Below are 23610 nucleotides of genomic sequence, written 5' to 3' on the forward strand. Positions count from 1 at the left end.
CGCCGCTTCAGCCCAACAGATGACCCAGGAGGACACCATGGCCGCCATGGCGACAACGCAGCGCGAGGACATCGCTCTCGAACAGACCGTCAAGCCAACGAAGAAAGCCCTGTGGAAGAACCTCGGTCTCCAGGTTGCCGTCAGCATGATTCTCGGAATCATCGTTGGTCTTGTGTGGCCCGAATTCGGCGCTTCTCTGAAGATTCTCGGTGATATCTTCCTGCGGCTGATCAAGACGGCGGTCGCGCCGCTGGTTTTTCTCACGGTCGTCGTCGGTGTCGTCGCGGCCGGAGACATCAAACGGGTAGGCAAGGTCGGGCTGATCGCCATGATCTACTTCGAGATCGTCTCGACGATTGCGCTGGCGCTTGGCCTGCTGTTCGGAAACCTCGTCGGGGTCGGCAAGAACCTCGATCATGTCACTGCGCCCGCGACAGCAGCCAAAGGCGCCGCAGCCGCGACGAAGGCCGCGGCAACCTCGCACACGACATTCGACCAGTTCCTGCTCAACGTCTTCCCGGACAATTTCGTCGGGGCCTTCGCGCGCGGCGAGTTGCTTCAGGTTCTCGTCATCGCCTTGATCTTCGGCTTCGGGCTGATGGCGCTCTCGCCGGAGAAGCGCGCACCCATCGAGAGCGGACTGAACACGATCTCGACCGCGTTCTTCGAGTTCATCCACATCATCATGGCCCTGGCGCCGATTGGAACGTTCGGCGCCGTCGCCTACGCCGTCGGCTCCAATGGAACGGCCGTCCTGGTTTCGCTCGCATACTTCGTGCTGACGTTCTACGCCTTGGTTATCCTGTTCATTGTGGTGGTCCTCGGCGCAGTCTGCGCCATGTTCAGCATCAATATCTTCCGGCTGCTGCGTTACATCCGCGACGAAATCATCATCATGCTGGGCACCGCCTCCTCGGAAAGCGTGTTGCCACGCCTGCTGGAGAAGCTGCCGGCGTATGGGGCCTCGAAGCAGACGGTCGGGCTCGTCCTGCCGACCGGATACGCCTTCAATCTCGACGGCACCTCCCTGTTCATGTCGATGGGCGTGATCTTTCTGGCCAATGCCTATGGCGTGCCGCTAAGCTGGGAGCAGGAAATCGGAATTCTCGCGATCATGCTTCTGACATCGAAGGGAGCGGCCACGGTCTCAGGTGGTTCCTTCGTCGTCTTCGCCGCGACCGTGACGGCATCCGGAATTCTGCCGGTCGACGGCCTCGCGCTGATCTTCGGCGTCTACCGCTTTCTCTCGATCGCGCTTGCGACGTGCAACGTCATCGGCAACACGGTGGCAACGGTGGTCGTCGCGAAGCTGGCCGGAGAGTTCGACGAGACCGCCTGGAAGCGCGTCGAAACTCCCTAGAGCGTGATGACTTTTCTTCGAATCGTCATCCCGCTCTAGCTTTTTGCTTGAGCATGATCTTTTTCGGAAAACCGGTCTCCACTTTTCCGGATCATGCTCTAGTTTCAACTTACTGCGGCGAAATTGATTGCCGGTTTCGATCTCCACGGGAGGACAGCCAACGTGGTCCAGTCACGCATCGAACATGACGCATTTGGCGCCATCGAAGTGCCAGCAGATCGCTATTGGGGCGCGCAGACGCAGCGCGCGCTCGGGGTATTTGAAGTCGGCGACGAGCGTTTTCCGGTGTGTCTGTGTCGCGCTTTCGCCCTGCAGAAGATCGCGGCGGCCCGTGCCAACGTTCGGCTTGGCGCGCTTGATCGGGCTATCGGCGGGCCGATCGAGCTGGCTGCCGTGGAATTGCGGGAGGGCCGCTTCGACGATCATTTTCCATTGACGATCTGGCAGACTGGTTCTGGCACGCAGACCAATATGAACGTCAACGAGGTCATTGCCAACCGCGCCAACGAAATGCTGGGTCAGCCACTCGGCGCGAAGGCACCGATCCATCCCAACGATCACGTCAATTGCTCGCAGTCGTCCAACGACAGCTTTCCGACGGTGATGCACATTGTCACCTCGCTGGAGATACGCGACCGCTTGCTGCCGGCTTTGAAAACGCTGCGCGACGAACTCGCGGCGAAGGCCGTATCCTTTTCCGACGTCGTGAAGATCGGACGCACGCATTTGATGGATGCGGTTCCCATGACGATGGGGCAAGCTTTTCAGGCCTTCTACACGCAGATCGATAATTGCATCGCTCGGATCGAAGACGCGTTGCCTCGCCTCCATGTCATCGTGCAGGGCGGGACCGCGGTCGGATCCGGCCTCAACGCGGCGGCCGGCTTCGATCTGGCGTTCTGCGATGAACTGAGCGCATTGAGCGGCCTGGCCTTCACGTCCAATCCGAGCAAGTTTGAGGGGATGGGCGCACACGACACCCTGGTTGAGGTTTCCGGGACGCTCAACACGCTTGCGGTCTGTCTTCTCAAAGTCGCAAACGACATCCGGTTTCTGGGTTCAGGCCCGCGCTGCGGCCTGGGTGAGCTCGTCATCCCGCATGACGGGCTGACCTCGTCCATCATGCCGGGCAAGCGGAACCCGACCATCGCCGAAGTAGTGACGCAGGCCGCATTTCAGGTGATCGGCAATCACGCGACCGTCACGGCAGCGGGCGCGTCTGGTAACTTCGAGCTCAACGTTGCCAAACCCGTGCTGATCTACAACATCCTGCAGTCGATCCGGATTCTCGCGGACAGCAGCCGAACCTTTGCGGTGCGTCTCATTCATGAGCTGGACATCGACCGGCAGCAGCTTGATTTGAACGTGTCGAACGCCCTTCTGCTCGCGACCGCTCTGAATCCGATCCTTGGTTACGACAAGGTCGCGAAGATCACCGCCAAGGCGTTGAGCGAGTCCACGACACCGCGCGAATCTGCGCTGGCACTCGGTTTTGTTAGCGCCGAGGACTATGATCGTCACGTCGATCCGTATGTCATGGCAGGGATCAGAAACCGAGACGATAGCAGCGATTCTAATTCCAATGCGAACGATGAGCGCGATTCTGTCCCGCAGGCGGGCGCATCCAGCTAACCATCGCGCCCGATTTTTTTTGTGAAGTTTGTGCTACGTCAGAATCACGACGCCGCCGGGCAGCGTCCGCACTTTCGCGCCCAGAACGCTTCGAACATAGGAAACCACCTCTTCGATACGCGCCAGTTCGATCCGAACCGTGACACGGCGGTGACCAAGATCGGTGTTCAGGAGAACGATCCTTCCGCGCCAATAGCGGTTGACCTCGTCGAGCACTTGCGCCAGCGGCTCATCGCGGAAGATCAACAATCCTCGTTTCCAGGCCGTAATCATCGCTGGATCAACGACAGCAACGGGGCTGACGAGCTGGGGGGAGTAGGCGAGTTGTTCGCCCGCGCGAAGCGTTGCGGTACGGCCACCGCATTCGACCTGCACGGAGCCGCTGAGACAAGTGACATGCACCGCGCCGGCATCATTGCGCAGATTAGCTTGCGCTCTTGCCGCAAACACGCGCCCGTCGGCGGCGATTGCGGTCAGGGACTTCGATGCGTTTTGTGCAGCAGCGATCGCCGCCTCGCCCGCAAGCAGCTCGATGCGCTCCTCCCCATCATCTGAAGGACGACGAACGATGCTGGTGCGTGTGTTCATTTCGATGGAGAGACCTTCGGCCAACGCAACTGCGCGATTTTCACCCGCGCCGGTGCGGTAATCGGCCATCAGATCAGGCAAAGACGGCCATAAGCCCAGCGGCGGCTGCAGAACGAACCCGGCGGCGACCGTGGCTGCTGCGGCCGCCGCGCCTCCAGTCAGGAAAGCCCGACGGCCGACGGGCCTGCCCTCTGCGCGAACCTGACCAGCGATCATCACGTGATCTGCCGCGGTCTTGGCTTCCCGCGCGGCAGTTCCCAGCGACTCCCAGATTCCCAGCGCCCGACGATAGGCATCCGCATGCGCCGCGCTCCGCGTCCGCCACGCCTCCAGGTCCCGCAGATCGGCGACGGTTGCATGCCCGGAGGTCGCATGCATGAGCCGCTCCAGCGCTTCGCCTTGAAGGATTTCAGATTGCGGTCGCATCATGGCTCAAAATCATGGGTTGAATGTTCTCTTCCTCATATATCGTTTCATCTCCCTTCACAGCTCACCGTCAGGGCGATTCACTTTTCCCAAGCCGTTCGACGCAATGGCTGACCGCCCGGCGTAGCTCCTTCTGCACCATTGTGCGAGAGATGTTGAATCGCTCGGCGATGACTTCATGGCTCAAACCATCAACGCGGGCTGCGATCAGGATGGCACGACGGCGGGGCGGCAACTCGGCCAAAGCTCTTTTCAAGGCCTCGACCTCGGAGCGCGCTTCGAGCTCCCGCGAGAGGTCCAACGCTTCATCCTGGGGCCGGATCGACGCCAGAACTTCGGCCTGCGAGGCACGTCGCCGCTCTTCGCGTCGCTTGTCCGTCGCAACGTTCAATGCGATCCTGAAAATATAGGATTCGGGCTGCTGGATCACCCCAATCGCGTCGCTGCGATGCAGACGCAAATACGTGTCGTGCAGCGCGTCGTCGGCAAGCTCCTTCGACCCAAGAGAGCGCGCCAGCCGGATTCTGATCTCGTCATAGCGAACGAAGAACGTTCGTCGCAGTGAAGCCCAAACCGTGTCCGACATCATCGCACCCGTTCTGCGTCGACGCGGTCGGGCATACATCCGGCAAGATCTTGAGGCGGGCTCGGTTCGATCGCGAGCGTGACAGGCTGCGGGATATCCACAAGCGGCGGTTGAAAGACGACGGTGCGGATTGCCTGCGCGATCGCACCGTCACGCTGCTGGTCTCCCGACGATCGGATCACCCGGAGCTCCGTGATCCGCCCTGAGGCGTCGATCCAATACTGCATCGCCAGCCGGTAAGTGCCCGGCCTCGTCGTGGCGCTCCGGCACAGCGCGCTCATGATGCCGGCCTGCATGAAGCCATAGTAAGAGACCGCAGCGCGCTTCGCCTGATGCAGATCAGCGTCTGTTGTATTGGACGGCGCAATCGTGATCGTGTCGGCCGCAATGATGTGAGCGGTCAGGTTTGAGCCTTCCAGCAGGAGACGAAGGGCGGTTTCACGAGCAAAGACACCGTTGACCGCCTTCGATTGACGGCCAGCGGTGAGAGCGGTTTCATAGAAGATCTGAAAGCCGCTTATGGCGCCGAAGGCGTCTAAAGCCTTGTCGATCGCTTGGGCAGGGATGTTGAATTCAATGCGGCGTTCTTGGGCAGCCGTCGTTTGCGCACAGAGCGAGAGGACGAACACCAGCGTACCGCACAACAAAAAGCGCCGGGACTGCGCGGATACCGGCACAATCCCAGTCAACACGATCCCCATTCACAGAACCTTCACACAAGACCGACATTAGGCAAGCTGTGTTACACTCAGATGTCAGGGCGCCGCGGCGGACACATCGTGAACGATGAACAGCCGGTCCATGTTTGGCTCGACGCGTCAAAGCGATCGATTGCATGAAATACATTTCGCCCACATTGCCAACACTTTCGATCGGGCGTCACCGAGAATATCGAGGCCGTCCTTGTCGCAAATCAAATCCGGGCATATTGATGATGGAGACCGCCCAGGACAGCCGGCAAACGATATTCCCGGCCGCTCGGCGCTACGAGGGACCAGGGCATCCTTGTTCAATGACAAGTGAGTGCGCCTGCCGGGTTTCCACCGCTGGCTGCCGATTCCCGCAGGCCGCACGCTCATTGCTTTGGTGATGCAAGCAGCTCAGGCGGGAAACGCGTCAAAACAAGAATCTAGAGCTTCGGTTCTGATTCAATCAGAACCGAATATGCTCTAGACGGGTCGGTGAGCGTCGAGACGGTTATGCTACCGCCTTTCCCCACGCTACCCGAAGCTGCGATACCTTATCTCCGCGGATTTGCCGATCAACGAGCGGAGTTCCGTCTCTCCTCGTCGGTGAGGGCCTGCGCCTGTTCGGGCGTCAGAGTGCCGTTGCCGACCACTTGAAACACGCTGTTGGTGTCGTAGCTCTGCCTGTTTTTGCGGCCTGGCTGCTCTTCGTTTTCAGGACTGCCGTCGCCGCCGCCGAAGCCGAGGAATTCGACCATGATGATCGAAGGCTGCTCGCCGCCGCGCGCTGCTGCTGGCAAGGTCGCCGTTTGCGCGGCGGAGCCGGCCACGTTGGAGGCTTCGGTCAGGCCGGCGATGTTCGGCGCCTGCACGGTCGGAAGCCCCGTCGCCGCCCCGGACACACTGATGTTGGCGGCATTGACGATGCGGAGCGCAGCGATGTTGAAGTCGCCGACCACCCGAATGCCTGCGTCGCCGGCATTGATCTCGCCGCGGAAGGCCAGCAGATCCATGCGGCTCTTCTTGCGCACCGGTGTGTCCTGCTGCGGGGCGCCCGATGTGCCGGCCGGCGGATTCCACGGAGGCTGCTGCGCCACCGCATCGCCGCTACCCTGCAGCGCATCCAGCACGCCGATGCCCGCGCCGGTCGAAAGGCCGAATGCGTCGACAGAGACGTGTGCGTCGTTGTCCATCGCGAACTTCAGCGGAATGTTGAAGACCGATGTCTTGGCGCCGGCGCCCGCGCTGATATTGCCGTTCGAGGTCCACATCGTCAGATCGCCGCCCTGCAACGTGAAGACGCGAGAGACGTAAAGGTCGATGCTGCCGTCAGCCATGATGCGGACGTCGCCGCCGCGCCGCGTGACCACGCCGCCCGATCCGAGATTCTTGGCGATCTCGCTGTCATAGCCCACGGCGACCTTGCCGTAGGGCGCCATGATGCTGATATCGCCGCCAGACTGGGTCTGCACCACGCCGCCACGCAGCGTTATATCACCCCCGACCCCAGCACTCATGGTGTCCGGCGATACCGGAAACAGGCGTTGGATCGCGGCATAACCGCGGGTGTACTGCTTGAAGCGAAGGCTGTCCGCGTTGTTGTAGTCGATGCCGGTCTCCTTGAGCTCGGTGAACAGCACCTTCTGCAGGAAGGCCTGCTGGGTGAGCCTGGGCAACGATGCGAACAGCACACGCTGCTCATCCGCCGGACGGTCGTCGTAACCGAGGCCCTTGAGGAACTCGGCCAGTTCCTTCTCGTAGGTCCGCACTACCTTGCCCGCATTGGTCGGATAAGACAGCGGGAACGCTGGATCGGACGCGTTGCGTGGATCAAGATAGAGATCGACGAATCCGGCATAGTCCGCGCCGCCGGCGGTGCCGGCGATGATATTGATGTTGCCGCCCTTGTCGGGAAGCGCCAGGTTCGGATTGTCGGTGCTCGCGCGGGTTTCGGTGAAGCCCGAGACCAGCACGTTGCCGGTGCTCATGATGCCGCCGCGCATTCCGATATTGTCGTGAGCGTTGAAGGTGACGTCGTGGCCGGCTTCGACCCACAACGAGCCCTGCCCGAGGAACGCGATCTGGGGACGGATGATGTCCCGCCCGGCGATCACGCTCGACACCTGTGACGGGTTGTTGTTTTGCGCGATGATCGCGCCGTAGAGAATGTCCTTGCCGGCGTAGACATCGACCGGCTTCGGCGCGGTCACGCCCCACCCCAGAATCGTGCCGATCGTGCCGTTCAGCGCATAGAGCCGGACGGGATCGGCATCGCCGGCGTGGAGAAGATCGAAGCCGCGCTCCCAATTGGTGTTGGCCCCGATCGGCTGCGCCAGCGCAGTGCCTAGGCCGAGATTCAGCCAGACATTGTTGTCGGTGCCGAACGGCGCCAGCGGACCGCGACGATAGGCAAGCCCGGTATCGTCGAGCCGGATCATCTGCCCCTGACCGAGCAGAACATCGTCATTGGCAAGAAGCTCGAGCGTTCCAGACTTCCCCGGCGCAAGCAGCATCGGCACGTAGATGCCGAACGTCCGCGCCTTGGCTGCGATCGAGACATCGGACTGCAGCGAAGCCAGCCGCAAGGTCGGCGGCAGGAGGTTCAACCGCTCCAGCAACAGCGGCCTCGGATCCGGTGTGCTGACGGTCTTCACCTGCACCTCGTAGGCGCCGCCAAGGCTGAGATCCGGAGCCCGCCATGGGTTGCCGTAGTAAACGACGTCCCCACCGACCGACACCGCATCGACGGCCGCGCGTTCGGAGAAGCTCATAAACGCGGAACCGACGTTGCCGTTGCGATTGCCGGCCACCTGTCCGATGAGCATGGGATCGTAAATCCCTTCGATGGCAACCCCGCCGACCGCGCTGAGGCTGGCGGTGGCGCCCATCAGGCCCACCAGCATGCTGACTGTGGTCGTGGTGTAGGGCGGCGATGCGGTCCAGTTGCCGGTCCGCAGCGGCGCCAGCGCGCCGCTCGCCATGATACGTCCGCCGGCGCTCAGTTCCGCATGACCACGCCCGAGCATGTACACGCCGCCGAGAAGATCGCGCCCGGTGCGGACGTCGAGATTGCCGCCGCCGCGGATGTAAAGGTCCTGCGCGGTGGCAACCGGACCGGCCTGGCCTTGCGGTGTCGTCGGCGTGGTCAGATGTCCCGTCGTCGGGATTGCGACCGAGAGGTCCCTACTGTCGCGGCCTGCACGCACGCGCACGTCACCGCCGCCGAGTGCGCCAACGCCGGATTCGAAATTGCCGAACACGATCGACCAGCTCGTCTGGTCCTTGACGGTCGATGCAGCGGGATCGCCGGTCCAGTTGGTCTCGCCGTAGTGATAGAGCCAGGCGGACGTGCTCTGCCTGACGATGGGTGCCGTGATGTCCCGTCCCGCGTTGAGGATGATGTTGCCGCCCGCGGTCGGATAGTCCCCCTGCTTGGCGCCGACGACAAACCCTGCTTTGGTCGGCGTCTTCACGCCCGCGGTATAGATCACCGAGGTGTTGCTGGTGAGGACGAGATCGCGTCCCGCATCCATCCGGATCTCGCCGGTGCCGCTGCGGATGATCTCGCCCGCGCCGACAACGATATCGCGACCGCTGTCGAAGTTGAAGTTGAACGAAGTCCCGGTCACTCCCGCATCGGGCGCGGCCGACTTGAGGGCTGCGCCCTTTGCGGCACTGTCGAAGCTGTCACTGATCGTGGCATTGACCAGGATGTCCTGTCCGGCCTCGAAGCCCATCCAGCTCGGACGGTTCAGGCTGGCCCCTCCGAGATCGATATCGGCAGCGATCGTCAGATCGCCGCTGGTGTTGCGGAACAGCGCTCCGCCCATCGAGGCGAAGCCCGTGACCGCGTTTGCCGGCATGGCTTGCAGGTCAGCCAACGCCTGCGTCACCAACGCCGCATCGACAGCAGCCACGTCATAGGTGTGGACGCCGACCAGAACCTTCTCTCGCGCGCCCACATAGGTTGAGGTGTTGCCGGCCGCGACGCGGAAGACGTTGCGCGGATCGTCTCCGGCGACCGGCACGTAGTTCGCGCGCATCAGGATGCGGCCGCCGCCCTCACGGCCACCGGACACGTCGATCACGGCGCGCGCGTCGACATCAATCCCTTTCGTGTCGGTGAGGCCGCTACGCGTTCCGGTCGAGGCCAGTTCGACATAGCCGCTGGCCGGCGCATAGCCGTCCGCCGCCGTCGGCCCGGCCTGGGCCTCGATGCGGGCGCCGGCATGGAGCCGAACGCCCTTTTCGCCGATCAGACGCACGTCGCCGCCGTCGGCGATCACCTCGTCGCCTGCCGCGGCAATCGTGCCCTGGATGTCGATCCAGCCGCTATCGGAGCGCAGCATCACGCGATGCGCCGAAAGACGCTCGCCGGCCAGAAGCGCAATATCCTGCGCGCGCAAACGCACGGTGATGTCGCGATCGAAGTTGCCGGCGTTGAGCCTGCCGTTCAGGTCAGAGAAAGTGCTGCCAAGTTGATCAGCATCGAGCGTGAAGGAGCCGCCGGCGTAGCCACTTGCCACGTTGCTGCGGAGAACGGCGTCAATCTGCGCGCGCGTAGCGGTCAGATCGATCCAGCCCGCATCGCCGCCGCGCGCTGATCCCGACACGTCGATGACCGAGCCGGGCGCGAGCAAGAGATCGCCAGCCGCCACAAGCGTCACGCCGCCGCCTGGGGCGAAGCGCACGACGTCGCGGAAATCCACGGCGCGGCCGGAGACGTCGAGCATCGCCGAGGACCCAACAACCAATCCTCCGCTGGTCGCGCGGATGTCGATCACGCCGGCCGGCAGGATCGCCTGGGTGTCGAACACGACGCTCGTGCCCTGCAGCATCAGGCGGCCGCCAATCGGGAGATCAGCAGCGGCGCCGGCAAACGCGCCCTTGTTCAGTTGCAGGCTGCCCGTGGTCACGAGCGCATAGTCGGACTGAGCCTCCGCCGTGACCCGCCCAACCGCAAGCGACACGCCACCCGTGCCCGCGGCACCGGCGGTAATCACGTTGAACGTGCCGCTTCCAGACGCACGGATCTCGCCGGCTCTGCCCTGCAGTGCCTGGAAGCCGCCGAGTACGACATTACCAGGTCCAAGCAGCAGGCGATCAACGTCGAGGTTCAGCGCGGCCGCCGTATCCGGCCCGGCATAGGTCCCCGAAGCGCCGCTGTTGCGCAGCGCCAGCGTCTGCGCGGTGATGCTGGGCCGACGCGCCGGCGCGCCGACGCCCTGCAGCAATGCGGTATCCAGCGTCAGCGCCTTGAGCGTTGCGGTCCCGGCTGCGCCGTGTTGCCCGAGCTGGAAGTCGCCGTAGAGATTGATCGAATGGTGTCCGCGGATCAGCAGGTCGGAAGCCGCAGCAAAACGCTCCAGCATGCCTTCGGTGAAGGTTGTCCCCGCGGTGCCGGCCGGCACGTCGCCCAGATTGACGATGTCGGAGGCGAGATCGAGCTGCGCGGCCTGAAAGACCGCACGAGGGGACAGGTTGATGGCGTTGCCACCGTCGAATGAGATCGAGCCCGCAGCCCGCAGCACCGCGTCGTCGCCAACGGTGAGCACGCCTGCGGTGCCGTTGCTTCCCGTGCGCACGAGGCCGACGCGCTCTCCTGTGGACAGCCGCAGCAAGGCGCCGTTGCCGCTCAATAGCAGCGGATTGCTGTCCACGGACGCCACCCCCTGTGCCGTGAGCGACGTGCCGTTACGGACCTCGACTGTTCCCGACGCCGCGAGGATGAGCTCAGGCGCGGAGAACTCGGCGTTCTCGTAGACGGTGACCTCGCTCGCGCCGACGGTAACGGTGGTTCCGGTTGCACCATAGGCGCGCGTCCCGCCGATCAGCACGCTGCCGGCGCCGAAGCTTTCCAATTGATGCGCGTCGAGGCGCAGCACGCCCGTCGGCGTCGCGGTTGCCCCGCTGACAAGCGCGATCTTCGCCGCCGAGACGTCGAGATTGCCAAGCAGCCCGCCGGCGCTGGCGCCCAACCGCCCCGTGCCTGCGAGGTTCAGGCTGTTGCCGGCGGCGAGCATGATCACGCCTGCGTCCTGCGGCGTTCGCACCGTCGGGAGCTCGGCCGCCTGTGCGAGTTCATGGGCGGAGGTATTGAACGACAGGGTGTTGAACTGGCTGTACTGCGTCCACGTTGCCGCATCCATCACCTTGAAGCGGGAAAAGCCGGCGTCGCGGATGCTGCTGCCGGCGACCGCACGATAGCCGCTCGCCAGCACCGAGCCGTCGGCCAACTTCACGGTAGGATACGCTGCGGCGGAGCTGCTGCCGAACGGCTCGACCAGCATGCCGCCGGCAAGCAGCGCGTAGTGTGCGGGAAGCAGCGTATAGTAACCCGCCGCGAGGCCCGGGACGCCCTGAAGATAGACGGTGTCGCCCACCTTCAGCCGGCTGTCCTGCAGCGGCGCCGTGCCGCCGACGGCTGCGGGCGCATTGTCACTCGTGGGCGCAGGCGCAGCGCCAAGGCTCGGCAGGATCGCGTAGCGCTCGACGGAGGTGTCGGCGAGGACGTTCACCGATCCACCGTTGCCGCCGACAAACGACCAGCCGAGGAGATCGCCGCCGCCGCTGACGTCGACCACCGCGCCCTGCTGGACGTCGACATCGGCGCCGGCGAGTTTCACCGACTTGGTCGGCACATAGCCCGCTTTGTGGTACCCGCCGAACAGACCATCGGAAGTCAGATAGCCGAAGGGAACAACGAGCCCTTCGAGCGACGCGGAGGTCAGGCTGCCCGGCCGCAATGTCAACGTCTGGCCGGCTTCGAGCCGAATCTGTCCCTGCGGCGCGCGGATCACGCCGCCCTGGTCGATGATCGGCGCGCGCAAGGTCAGTCGCTGGCCATAGGAGAATGGCACCGGCGCCGCGCGGCCGTTCGAGCGCACCGTGATCGAACGGCCTGCATCGACGAGGAAGCCCGGATTGGTATCCGCGAGCTCGCGCGGATCGTCCGCCAGATACGGCCCGGCCCGACCGAGCGCGGCGTAGACCTGGGCCGCATCGAACAGGAGCGAGCCCGCGGTCGTCAGCGTGCCGGCCACGCCGGAATTGCCGGCAAGCCTGACATCGCCCGTTGCAACGAAGGATGTTTGGCCGAAGCCGCCGAGCTTGGTGCCGCCGCTGATATCGATCAGATCGGCATGGATCGTCAGCCGCCCGTCCGTGCCGGACGGAGCGGACATGCCACCCTGGTAATCCGAGCTGTAGCCCTGCAGACGCACGTAGGACGATGTCAGGTTCACCGAACCGGCAACGGCCGAAACGCCAGCGCCGGTGCTGAGATTATAGCTGGCAAGCGTGATCGAACGGCGCGTCGCGAGTGTGACGTCGCCATCGAAGATGATGCCGCGGTTGTTGGTGAACTCGGCCGGCAGTAGGGAAAGATCATCCGCGCCGGAACGGTTGACCGCGTCCGCGGCCACGAGCAGCGACGAATAGCCGGAAGCCAGCGAGTTCTGCGTGACCGCAAATCCAGCCGGCGCAGACTGCGCAACGACAATGGCGAAGAGCTGAGGATAGGTGAATCCGGTGGCGACTGTCAGCGTGCCGCCATATCCGCTGGCGCCGCCGGGCGACAGCCGGAGATCACCAGCGATCACGCCGCTATTGGCATAGATGGTGATCGCCCCCGCCGCGCCATCGACTTCGACCGGAGTGTACGGGCTGCCGGAGTTCGAGAGCGTCGATGCGCCGCCACGGTCCAGATCCGCAACGCCATGAACGCCGGATACGTCGATCACCGCATGCGGATCGATCAGCACCGCGCCCTGGGTCGCACGATTGTCGCCGTTCACCGGCAGGACGCCGATCTGAACCAGGCCGCCCGCCTCGACCGAACGGCGTTCGCCATAGGCTGTCGGGACGGATTCCTGGTAGCCGCCTGCGAGCAAGCGGGCATTCGCGCCCAGGCGCACATTCGCATTCAGATAGGTTGATTGCGTGCCATTGGGGACAAGATGAATTGTTCCTCCGGGTGTCGAGATCGTACCATCGACAAACACATCGACGAGCGAGTCGAGCCGGACTGTGGATTTGGCATCCATCAGGATCTCGGCGCCGGTCTCCAGCACCAGCCCGCCCGGATGCCGGGCCACCGTGACGAACTCGGAGGTCTGATATGCCCCGGTGACGCGCACGGGCCGTGCTGTTCCGTCCGGCGAGAACGGCGCGGTGCCGAGCGTGAGCTCCATTTGGTCGCGCAGACCAGCAGGACGTTCGGACGAGTTGAGCAGCGCGACGCCGTTCTGCTGGTTGAGCAGGTCGTAGAGCCTGGCGCCGTTCGGCGCCTGGATTGCAGCGGCGTTCAGCATCAGCATATCGACTGTCGGCGCAATGACGGTACCGCTCGTCACCGTCATGCCCCGCGCGCCGCTCAGCGCATAGCTTGCAAAGCCCCCCTTGGTGAAGAAATCGGCGGCAAGGACCCTTGGTGCAACGACCTGGCTCGCGGAGGAGAGAACGGAGCCAGTGGGAATGATCGTCCCTGCTTTCAGGGTGAGCGGTGCGTCGGCCACGGAGCCAGCCGGCTTGGTCAAGGTCACGGCGGTGATCGCACTGCCGTTCGGGAATAGATTGATCGGAAGCGCGAAGCCTTTTGCCAGTGTGGGCGTGCCGTAGACCCTCGTCCCGGCTGGAATGGTTTCTCCTGCGCCGTAATAGGTGGAGAGCGGAAACTTGCGGTATCTCATCCCCGGAGGAACGACGAAGCCGCCAGATCCGATGGTGGTGGTGGGACCTGACAGGGTTACGTCGACAGGCGCCTTTTCGCCTGCAGCCAGCCTGTTCAACACGTACTGGAAATCGACCGGCAGCACATCACCCGTCTTCAGGGTGAAGTCCGCCGCCAGCATCATGTTCCGCGGCGCGGCCGTTCCGGCAGGCAGGACCCCATCCGCGAACAACACCGTGTGATCACTGATGACCACGTCGTCAGGCGTATCGATGGTGAGCGAGCCACCTCTGCCTGGCGCATAGGCAACAATATCGCCGTTCATCTCGAGCCGCCCGTTCGCGAGGCCTGCGGCGCTGCTCGTGCTGATGTATGGGGTGACCGTATCGATCAGGATCGACCCGCCATTGCCCGCCTCGACCTTCCCGTTGCTCGACAAGTGCGCGCCGCCACTTGCGTCGATGAGCGAACCCTTGTCCAGTATGATGCTGCGACTGATCAATTCGACCTTGCCGCCATTGACGACTGGCGACACGTTGCTCGCACCCGAACGATCGCTGGTCCAGCGCCCGGCAACGTCGATGACGCCGGATTCGCCCAGATGAATGATCGGACGTTCGATTTCCGGAATCTGATCCCAGGCGATCGACGTCGATCCTGCCGGCGACGTCGAACGCAGAGCTTCGACGTGCACCTTTCCGCCCGGCGCGCTGATCGCGCCGTCGATCTCGGCCTGCCGGCCGACGAACGTGAAGGAGCCGAAAGCGCCGACGTCAACGGTCTTGCCTTCGCCGACCGTCAGAACGCCGTTCTTGCCGCCGCCGGATATCAGCGTGACGTTGCCGAAAGTCGAGCCGTCGAACCATGCTTCTGGCAGCACATGCTGATAGGCCTGTACGGAGCCGTACAGCGATGCGAGATCGTGCGTGTAGTCCAGAAGAGCGGTGTCGGCACCAAAGTCCTTGCCGAGCCGCGGGCCATCGCTGCCGATGATGATGCTGCCGCCGATCGGATTGGCGTCGAACTGAGAGGTGATGATCCTGTAGTTCGAGCCCATATTCAGCGTCCCGAGGCTCGGCCGTTCGTGCCAGATGCGCGTCACATCGGTGACGCCGGCTCCGGTCGAGGCATCGCGCTGGCGCTCGCCGACGACGACATCGGCGCGGACCTCGCCATCGAAGATACGAATGGCATCGGTGGAAACGTTGTCGCCTCCGCCCAAGGTGGCCGTGACGACGTTGTTCAGCAACAGAGATCCTGCCGAGCGGCCTTCGGTGTATCCTTTTTCGAATCTGGCCCCGGTCCTGCCGAAAGGCGACACGTATCGCTCGACGATGCCCCAGCGTTCATGGTTGCGAATGAAATCGCCCTCCACGCCGAGGTACACCACGCCGGCTTGCGCCTGCTCGATCGGCACCAACTGGCCGCCTGCCGTCATCAGGCGCGTGCTGCGCACGTAGCCATCGAGGTAGCGGACGCTGCCGCCCGACAGGTCGATAACGGATCCTTCGCGGGCAATTACCTCCATGCCGGCCATCGAGATCTTGCCGCCGACCGTCATGAACTGGGCGACATCGCGCGGGATCAGATCGTAGTAGCCGGACAGATCGGCAACGCCCGTTCCGTCCGTCAGCTTGGCACCGTAGCGGGCGTCGAAATAGACGGTCGTGCCGCGCAGGCTGCCATCACGCAGCACCGGGTTGTCGCGCAGTTCGTTGGCGCGCAGCTCGGCGCGAATGGTGTTCTGCTCCATTGCGATCTCGACGTCGCGCAATCCTGAGACATCGAGGATTGCGCCAGAGTCGATGTAGATCCGGCTGTCGTTGAGCGTTGATGAATTTCGCCCGTCTTTCTTCACGCCAACAAGACGCATGTCGCCGGCGGGAACAAACAACACCGCGTCTTTCCGGAATACAATGCTGTTGCCGTAGACGTCGACCGTCGACGGCTTGTAGGGATTGCCGACCACCTTCTCGCCGCTGAAATCCGGGAGAATGGCCGCGTAGCTGCCCTCGCCAAATTCCGCGGCACCTCCCTCACCGGTCATGTTCGGGAACATACCCTCAGTCAGGCTGGCGGGATTGTTCGGATTTCCCGTCAGATCCCGGGTATGGTTCGTGCCCCTGACCATGCCTGACTGGGCCTGGATCAGGATCGATCCCGCGGCTTCCGCTGCCGTCGTCGAGATCAGCGCGCCGTCCTGGCTGACGTTCTTGCCGGTGAGCGTGATGTTGCCGCGCTCGGTGATGATCAGGCCCGAGTTTTCGGTGAAGCCGCCACGATCCACTCCCGCAAGGAAGCCGCGGATCGGCGGACCACCGATATCTGCGCCCCACCCGTCCTTGAGCGCATCCCGCTTGGTGCCGTCGAGCAGCAATACGCCGCGCCCGGCCGCCATCAGCACCTGACCGTCGGGCGCATCGATCCGACCGCGATTGACCACGTTGTGGCCCATCAGCACCGCCTGACCGAAACTGCCGACGGCGATCTGCGCGCCCGCCTCCACCGTCACGCCATCATATGCCGCGAAGGTCTCACCAGGCTTCGTGCGGTCGGCAACCGCGTTCATGTTCGTGCCGTCGAAGAAGGTCAGCGGCACGCTTGCGTTGGACGGCGGATTAGCGGCCAAGATACCGTCCATGAAGCGCTGATTGCGTGCCGCAAGCTTCTGCTGCTCGGTCGCGCCCGCCTGATATTCGATCGCGCCACCATGAATATCGAGCGACGACGCGATCAGGCTGCCGACATTCACCTGACTCCTGCCGTCGAAGATGATGCCGTTGCGGTTGATCACGTGGACGGCGCCGTCGGCCTTGATGGTGCCGAGAATGCGGCTCGGCGCCGCCGTCGGATCGAGCACCCGGTTCAGGGCCGACCAGTCGGCGCGACCCTGCTGATTGAACCGCAGATCCGTGCGCTCGCTGACGTTGAAGCTGTCCCAGGTCAGGATCGCTTTCTGCTGGGTCTGATCGACCCTCACTTGGGTGCGATCCCCGCTCACGGTCTCGGTCGGCAGGTCCGCTCCGCGCCAGAGATCCGGATTGATGCCGCCGCCGGGCATCCGCACCCCCGCCCCGATCTGCAGGCCACCCGGCTGCAGGCCGTCCGGGATACCACTTGGCCTTGCTGCGAGCGCCGCCGCCCTCGCCGCGTTCTGCGCCGCTTGCCTTGCCTGAATCGCGAGCGTCGCGCGGTTGATCGACTCCTGCGCTTGCCGTGCGGCCTGTATCGCGCCTTGGGCCGCCGCTGCGGCAGCGCCGGACGAGCCTTGTGCATAGCTCCCTAAGGGACGCGCCAGAGATTCCGAGCCCGCCGCGGACAACGCCGCCATGCTGACCGTCGCGAGAAGCAGCCCCCGCCGCAACGCGCGCCCGGACGACATATGGATGGAGCGGACGGACGACGGACGAATGGACATGCAGGCACCTCTGACAACAGCAGCCCGCGGCGGCAGGAGCGCAGCCACGGGCCTCGGTGCTGAGACGTTTCCCGAGGCGCGACCCCACAGAAGAATGTTATGAAGTTTTGATGACAGTTCCGCCGGGGTCCGTTACCGGCGTCAGCTCAGGAGCACGACGCCACCGGGCAGCGTCTTGCGGGTAACGCCGAACGCCTGCTCGATCTGCGTCAACACGTCGTCGGGCCGGTCGATGCGGAAGCGGCCGTTCACGGGACGGCTGCCGAGCTGCGCATTCAGGAGAACGATGCGTCCCGAGCGATAGCGGTTCAACTCGGCCACCACGTCCGACAGCGGAGTCATGCGGAACAGCAACACGCCGTTGGTCCACGCCGAGACAACTTCCGGATCGATGTCCGCGACCGCGCCCAACACGCCGTTGCCGTAGGAAACCTGCTGCCTATCGCGCAGCATCACCGTGCGCTGTCCATAGCTGACATCGACCTGCTGACGCAGGCAGGTCACGCAGGTCAAAGTGTCGAGAACGCGGATTTCGAAATTGGCATTGAGCGTGCTCGCGCGGCCGCCGCCTGCCTCCACGACGAACGGTCGTGTTACCGGCGCAGGAACGCTGATCGACGCCTCCCCGGCGACCAGTTCGATGCCGGCTCCACCGTCCCTCGTGCCGAGGGCAATGCTGGTGCGCGTGTTCATCCGGATCGATACGCCGTCCATCACCGTGATCCGGCGCTGCTCGCCAACCTGGGTGCGATAGTCTGCGCGCAGTTCTGACCAGGAGGGCCACATCCCGAACGGCGGCCGTATCACCATGGCACCGGCGACGGAAGCCGCGAGCGCACCGCCGATCATATGGCGCCGCGTCAGCACGGATGGACGACGGGTGGCATTGCCGGCGCTTTGCCCTTGGCGCAGATGCTCGCCGGCCGGCCCCAGCGCGCCCCACAGCCGGCTTGCGGATGCGAAGGCTTCCGCGTGGGCGACGCTCCGGCTTCGCCAGTGCTTCAGCGCCTCCACGTCCGCGGACGTCGCCTCGCCGGAGGTCAGACGCCTGATCCAGGCATAGGCCTCACGTTCCAGCGGATCCAGCGCATCGTCATTATCCGGACGAACCATCTATAACTCCACCCGAGGCCCATGCCGGCCCGTGGCGAACCATCTCCATGGCTGCTGACGTTCATCCCTAAGACGTTTTTCGACCGGCAAAGCCGCACAACAAATTTTGCTCTCCCGCATCATTTGGGCGTCTTCCGTTTGAAGCGCGAGGCGCAATATTCCTGCGCCGCCCGCAGCTCCTGTTCGACCATGCTCACGGAAATCCCGAAGCGCGCGGCGATCTCGCGGCGTGTCATTCCGTCAACACGCGCCGCCAACAGTATCTCCCGCCGCCGCGCCGGAAGCTTGGCGATGATGTCGCTCAGCCGGACTATCTCCCGTTGGTTCTCGACCACTTGCAAGGGTCCAGGCGCATCATCGGGGACATTGATCACGGCGTCGATGTCGGCCTTCGTGAGGCGTCGCTGTTCGGCGCGACGCTGGTCCAGAGCCGTGTTGATGGCCATGCGGAAGAGATAGGCCAGCGGATTGCGGATCGTTCCGACGCTTTCGCCTCCCGCAAGCCGCAGATAAGTATCGTGCAGCGCGTCTTCGGCCCATTCCTGTGATCCCAGCCGCCGCGCAAGGCGGCGCGTGAGATCGGCATAGCGCTTGACGAACAGGGTCCGCAGGGCGGAGCCGTCTCCGATACCGTCGCGGCCGGGTTCTTTCGCCTCGCCGCTGTCATCGGCGGGATCGCGGAGCTTATCCATGGCTCCGCCCTTTCTCCTCAGCGGCGCATTCAACGATGCCGGAGGAGCGCGGCAGCATCACAAATGTAAAAGGTTGCGCCAACCCGGCCGGCGGCGGCTCGCCAATCGAGGCGGCTGCCACCGCGTCAAGGATCGCCGCATCCCGGTCCGGGTCGTTCGTCGAGCCGAGCAGAACCGGATGCATCACCTCGCCAGCCGGACCGATCCAGAATTTCATGGCAAGGCGATAGTCCCCCGGTCTGGTCTGCGCTGTGCTGCACAGCGCGCGGCCGATGCCAGCCTGCAGCAGGCTGAAATAGCTTTGCTCGTCTCTGCCGCGGTTCGCCAGCGCCGCCTTGGCGATAGCAGAGGGTGAGCGCGCAATCGCTGGTTCCGGAGCGTCCGGCACAATGACGATCGCCTCGTCAGCCGTGTATCGCGCGACGAGCCCGCTACCCTTCAGCAACCGTTGAAGTGCCGCATCGGAGGACAGTTCGCCTTTCACCTCGACCGAGGTGCGGCCCACCGCCAAGTTTCCGTCATAAAGCACGACGACTCCCGTCACGGCGCTGAACGTCTCCAGCGCGGATGCAAGTTGTTGCGCCGGGAGGTCGAACACGAAGCGATGATCGGCCGCGCGGAGGCTGCCGGAGATGAAGGCGATTGCAGTACCGAAGATCACGACCCAGCGCAAATATCGCCACCGGTTCCTCACAACCGGCCTGTTCATCGTCAAACGTACCCCCAAATTCATAAGCGCGTGTCGCGGACCCTAGCCAGCCAGTGTCACAATCCCATGTCGGACGTGGTACACACGGGTCGCTGCGATGCTCATATTATAATGTCAATGGTTTTGCGAGCGTCCGGCTGTTCGTGACCGAGCCGCCAAACGGCAGCACCGCCCGCTTCAGGCTTTAGGTGGTCGTCCGATTTACGTCGTCGATGTCTTGCCAAATCACGTCACGCTCGATGCGGAAACGGCGGACCCAGGCCACCGCTTCACCGCTTAGCTCGCGCTCGGCTTTATGTTTGCTGGACAAGCGAATGCAGCGCCCTAACCGCGGCCTCCCGGTTCTCCACGGGGACAAACAGACTGACCGAATGCGGCGACAACACATAACTGTCGGGGACAATCCCGTGATGTCCGAGAACCTGCAACGCCCTGAACGGCAATTCCGACGAAACGCCGCCGAAGCAGGTGAGGCTCACCGAGCTCGACGCCTCGCGCTGCTTGCGCAGATCCTTAGCGTGCTCCAGCGTGCGCAATAGGGCGTCGAGCCACTCTGAATCACAAGCCACGGTCATGCTGGTTTTTCCCACGGCGAAGCTCGAGGCGAGGAGCTGCGGCCAGGACAGGCTGTTTTGCTTGAGATGCTGCGCGAATTTCTCGAAACCGTGATTGAGATCGTTGGAATCGATTTCCACATGCTCAATGCGAGCCATCGAGTTGACGGCCAGAACCTTTCCGTTTTCCATGCCTGCAACCTCTTTCATCACTTGCGTGCTGTGTTCAACGCCACCCCACTGCTTGAGAACCAGAGGCACATCCTGACTTTGCGCCAGCTCTACGCTGCGAAAATGCAGGATCTTTGCACCCCAGAAGCACATTTCGGACAGGGATGCGAAGTCCACGCGCCGCAGGGGCCTTGCATCCGGCACGATGCGCGGATCGGCCGAACAAATTCCGTCGACCTCTTTGATGATTTCACAGCGTTCGGCTTTCAGCGCCGCGGCCATCGCGACAGCCGTGGTGTCGCTGCCGCCCCGGCCGAGCGTGGTGATTTCCCTGGTCGCCGGGTTCACGCCCTGAAATCCCGCCAGCACCACAACGCGACCACGATCAAGTTCCTCACGCACGCGAATGGGCCGTACATCCAGAATGCGTGCAGAGGAATGCGAGTCGTCGGTCATCACGCCGGCCTGGCTGCCGGTGAAGCTGATCGCTGATACGCCGAGGTCGGCAAGCGCCATGCTCATCAGGGACATGCTGATGCGCTCACCGGTCGTCAGCAACATGTCGAGTTCACGGCGATTGGGGGCAGGACTCACCTGATAAGCCATCTGGATCAACTGGTCAGTGGTCTTGCCCATGGCGGAGACGATCGCCACAACACGATGACCACGGCCATGCAGCTCGGCGAGACTGCGCGCAACCGCGCGAATTTTCGTCGGTGTTTCGAGACAGACACCGCCATATTTTTGCACGATGATGGGATGGTTGCGCATCTAACCTCGGTGAGAAGCCTCGCCCGTCTCGTCCATAGAACCGACACCGCTGATCCATGTGCCAACGACTTCAAAGTTCGGATTGAAGGCGACAAGGTCCGCGCGGTATCCGGGCGCGATCCGTCCAAGCTCGGACTCCAGGCCCAGAAATGCCGCTGGCGTCCGAGAGGCCATGATGAGGGCATCGACAAGGGAGATTCCGAGCAGCGCAACAGCGTTGCGCACCGCCTCGATCATGGTGAGGTGAGCGCCCGCGAGTGTGCCATCGGGGCCAGTCAGGCGATTGTCGTGCAACGTGATCTGCCTTCCCTGCAGCATGAATTGCCGGTCGTTCGTATCAGCCAATGGCATGGCGTCAGTGACCAGCATCAATCGATCGCGTCCCTTGCAGCGGAAGGCAACGCGCAAACCAGCGCGGTCAACGTGGATGCCGTCGCAGATGATCCCCGCAAACAGCCGGTCATCCCAAAGCGCGGCGCCCACCAAGCCCGGCTCCCGGGCGTTCAACTGCGACATGGCATTGAACAGATGGGTCACCCCCGAAACACCGCGATCGACCGCCTGGCCGATTTCGGCCGCGGTGGCGTCGCTGTGGCCGGCCGCGATACGCAATCCGGCGCCGATCAATTCGTCGATCATGGACGCGGGCACGCATTCCGGGGCCAAGGTCACAATGGAGCAGCCGCGGCCCCCAAAACTCTTGATCGCAGCTAGATCGCGCCGATCGGGCACGCGTATCTCGGCTTCCGGATGAATGCCCTTGCGAGACGTGTTGAGGGCCGGCCCTTCCAGATGAAAGCCGAGCACGCCGGGAATCTTCAGACAAGCCTGGGCGACTGCAGCCAATCGCTCGATGACCTCGCTGCGATCGGTGATGAGGGTCGGCAAGCAGCCCGTGGTCCCCTGCTTGCGGTGCGCCTCAACGATGCGTCGAACGCCAGCCTCCGTTGGCTGGTCGTTGAGAAGAACGCCCCCGCCTCCGTTCACCTGGATGTCGATGAATCCGGGTGCAAGGATCGCGTCTGCGGGAAGGTGGATGGAGGCGCGTGCCTCCGCCTCGCCGAAGGTGATGCTTTCAATCCGCCCCTGCGAGATCCTGACCGACCCCGGCCCGCGCATCTCTGCACCATCAAAGATGTGCTGTGCGGCAATCGTGAGAGAGACGGAAGACCCGACGTGGCCCATCAGTATTGATCCGAGAACGGCAGTCACGGACTCGTGAGGCGAGTCCTGTACAAGACTTTATATGTACACCTAGGGCTTTGGGAGGACCCGGAGCGAAACCCTCGCGTTAACTTTCCATGGGAACAAAAGGTACCACGTATCTCGGCATTGACGGCGGCGGAACCCGCTGCCGTGCCCGGATCGAGGACGAAAACGGCAGGGTACTCGGTGAAGCGAGCTCGGGGCCTGCCACGACGCGGATTGGCTTCGAGAAGGCCTGGCGGTCCATTATGGAGGCCACTGAAGCGGCAGGCGCACAGGCTGGACTGACGCGCGAGGATTTCGCGCGGATGCACGCTGGAATTGGCCTTGCCGGTCTTGGTCGCCGGGGCGCGGAAGCGGCGCTCAACGAGATCGCGCATCCCTTTGCGTCTGTCATCTTCATCAGCGACGGCCTGGCGGCCTGTCTCGGTGCCCATAGCGGCGCGGACGGGGCCATCGTGGTAGCCGGCACGGGCTCGGTGGGTGTCGGCCTGATCGACGGCTCCGAAATCCGTCTCGGCGGTTACGGCTTTCCCGTGTCGGACGAAGGCAGCGGCGCCGACATCGGCCTGCAGGTTGTTCGATTGGCGCTGCGGGCCGCGGATCGCCGCAGCGAGCTGACCCCATTGCTTTCAGAGGTGCTGGGTGCATTCGATCATGATCCTTATCAGGCCGTGGCTTGGTCTGAAGAAGCCAGGGCCACAGACTACGCGGCGTTCGCGCCGATCGTGATACGGCACGCCAATCAGGGCGATCCGGTCGGCCGTCGCATTGTCGAACGCGCGGCCGATGCCATTGGTGATCTGCTCGATCTGTTCCTGGCGAGAGGAATTGACCGGCTCTCGCTGGTGGGCGGGCTCGCAGATGCCATTACGCCCTGGCTGACGCCTGACCTGCGCGCCCGCCTGAGGTGTCCCGACGCCGACGCGGCGGCCGGCGCGTTGCTGGTGGCGCGAGGGCGGCTTGACCTGCCCGGGAGAGAAACTGACCATGAACAGGCTTCAAAGTTCAGCGTTTGATGGCGCAC

At 63.6% G+C, this 23610-nt stretch carries 12 protein-coding genes; 3 read left to right on the top strand and 9 right to left on the bottom strand.

The features are described 5' to 3' along the window. Window positions 1-37 precede the first annotated feature (37 nt). Window positions 38-1360, top strand: a complete 1323-nt coding sequence (locus OZ411_RS31445; protein ID WP_282531068.1) for a cation:dicarboxylase symporter family transporter — start codon at window positions 38-40, stop codon at window positions 1358-1360. Window positions 1361-1522: 162 nt separating this feature from the next. Then, window positions 1523-2992, top strand: coding sequence for a class II fumarate hydratase (locus OZ411_RS31450; protein WP_282531069.1), 1470 nt, complete (start codon window positions 1523-1525; stop codon window positions 2990-2992). A 33-nt stretch (window positions 2993-3025) separates the two neighbouring features. Here the strand turns inward: OZ411_RS31450 and OZ411_RS31455 are convergent, their stop codons facing one another. From OZ411_RS31455 to nagA, 9 genes are all read right to left on the bottom strand, one after another. After that, complete coding sequence (locus OZ411_RS31455) at window positions 3026-3796, bottom strand: FecR domain-containing protein (RefSeq protein ID WP_282531070.1); 771 nt, start codon at window positions 3794-3796, stop codon at window positions 3026-3028. Between the two features lie 280 nt (window positions 3797-4076). Continuing rightward, window positions 4077-4595, bottom strand: a complete 519-nt coding sequence (locus OZ411_RS31460; RefSeq protein ID WP_282531071.1) for a sigma-70 family RNA polymerase sigma factor — start codon at window positions 4593-4595, stop codon at window positions 4077-4079. After that, window positions 4592-5293 carry a TonB family protein gene (locus OZ411_RS31465; RefSeq protein WP_282531072.1) on the bottom strand — a complete coding sequence of 234 codons (702 nt, stop codon included), beginning with the start codon at window positions 5291-5293 and terminating at the stop codon, window positions 4592-4594. The genes OZ411_RS31460 and OZ411_RS31465 overlap by 4 nt, the downstream gene beginning before the upstream one ends. Window positions 5294-5853: 560 nt before the next feature. Beyond that, window positions 5854-17367, bottom strand: a complete 11514-nt coding sequence (locus tag OZ411_RS31470) for a filamentous haemagglutinin family protein (RefSeq protein ID WP_282531073.1) — start codon at window positions 17365-17367, stop codon at window positions 5854-5856. 141 nt (window positions 17368-17508) lie between these two features. Continuing rightward, window positions 17509-18480: a FecR domain-containing protein gene (locus OZ411_RS31475; protein WP_282531074.1), complete on the bottom strand. Its 972-nt coding sequence runs from the start codon at window positions 18478-18480 to the stop codon at window positions 17509-17511. A 119-nt stretch (window positions 18481-18599) separates the two neighbouring features. After that, the gene (locus tag OZ411_RS31480) at window positions 18600-19172 is read right to left on the bottom strand and encodes an RNA polymerase sigma factor (RefSeq protein WP_282531075.1); all 573 of its coding nucleotides are present in this window, start codon (window positions 19170-19172) and stop codon (window positions 18600-18602) included. Continuing rightward, window positions 19165-19845, bottom strand: coding sequence for an STN domain-containing protein (locus tag OZ411_RS31485; RefSeq protein ID WP_282531076.1), 681 nt, complete (start codon window positions 19843-19845; stop codon window positions 19165-19167). Before OZ411_RS31485 ends, OZ411_RS31480 begins: the two co-directional genes overlap by 8 nt. A 329-nt stretch (window positions 19846-20174) precedes the next feature. Then, entirely contained in the window at window positions 20175-21377 is a 1203-nt protein-coding gene (locus OZ411_RS31490) for an aspartate kinase (RefSeq protein ID WP_282531077.1), read from the bottom strand. Then, a complete protein-coding gene (nagA, locus tag OZ411_RS31495) occupies window positions 21378-22562 on the bottom strand; it encodes an N-acetylglucosamine-6-phosphate deacetylase (RefSeq protein WP_282531078.1) in 1185 nt (394 codons plus the stop codon). Between the two features lie 116 nt (window positions 22563-22678). On the opposite strand from nagA, the gene OZ411_RS31500 reads away from it, so the two are divergent. Next, window positions 22679-23602 (top strand): BadF/BadG/BcrA/BcrD ATPase family protein, encoded by a 924-nt coding sequence (locus OZ411_RS31500; RefSeq protein WP_130579737.1) that lies wholly within the window; start codon window positions 22679-22681, stop codon window positions 23600-23602. Window positions 23603-23610: the final 8 nt, after the last annotated feature.

This window comes from Bradyrhizobium sp. Arg237L (genome assembly GCF_029990105.1).
In the GTDB taxonomy this organism is placed as follows: Bacteria; Pseudomonadota; Alphaproteobacteria; order Rhizobiales; family Xanthobacteraceae; genus Bradyrhizobium.

What these genes read in the sequence shown, in the direction of transcription:
- OZ411_RS31465 (WP_282531072.1), bottom strand. Translation starts at nt 5,293, where the DNA reads ATGGGGATCGTGTTGACTGGGATTGTGCCGGTATCCGCGCAGTCCCGG.
- OZ411_RS31500 (WP_130579737.1), top strand. Translation starts at nt 22,679, where the DNA reads ATGGGAACAAAAGGTACCACGTATCTCGGCATTGACGGCGGCGGAACC.
- OZ411_RS31470 (WP_282531073.1), bottom strand. Translation starts at nt 17,367, where the DNA reads ATGTCCATTCGTCCGTCGTCCGTCCGCTCCATCCATATGTCGTCCGGG.
- nagA (WP_282531078.1), bottom strand. Translation starts at nt 22,562, where the DNA reads ATGGGCCACGTCGGGTCTTCCGTCTCTCTCACGATTGCCGCACAGCAC.
- OZ411_RS31475 (WP_282531074.1), bottom strand. Translation starts at nt 18,480, where the DNA reads ATGGTTCGTCCGGATAATGACGATGCGCTGGATCCGCTGGAACGTGAG.
- OZ411_RS31490 (WP_282531077.1), bottom strand. Translation starts at nt 21,377, where the DNA reads ATGCGCAACCATCCCATCATCGTGCAAAAATATGGCGGTGTCTGTCTC.
- OZ411_RS31455 (WP_282531070.1), bottom strand. Translation starts at nt 3,796, where the DNA reads ATGATCGCTGGTCAGGTTCGCGCAGAGGGCAGGCCCGTCGGCCGTCGG.
- OZ411_RS31460 (WP_282531071.1), bottom strand. Translation starts at nt 4,595, where the DNA reads ATGATGTCGGACACGGTTTGGGCTTCACTGCGACGAACGTTCTTCGTT.
- OZ411_RS31445 (WP_282531068.1), top strand. Translation starts at nt 38, where the DNA reads ATGGCCGCCATGGCGACAACGCAGCGCGAGGACATCGCTCTCGAACAG.
- OZ411_RS31480 (WP_282531075.1), bottom strand. Translation starts at nt 19,172, where the DNA reads ATGGATAAGCTCCGCGATCCCGCCGATGACAGCGGCGAGGCGAAAGAA.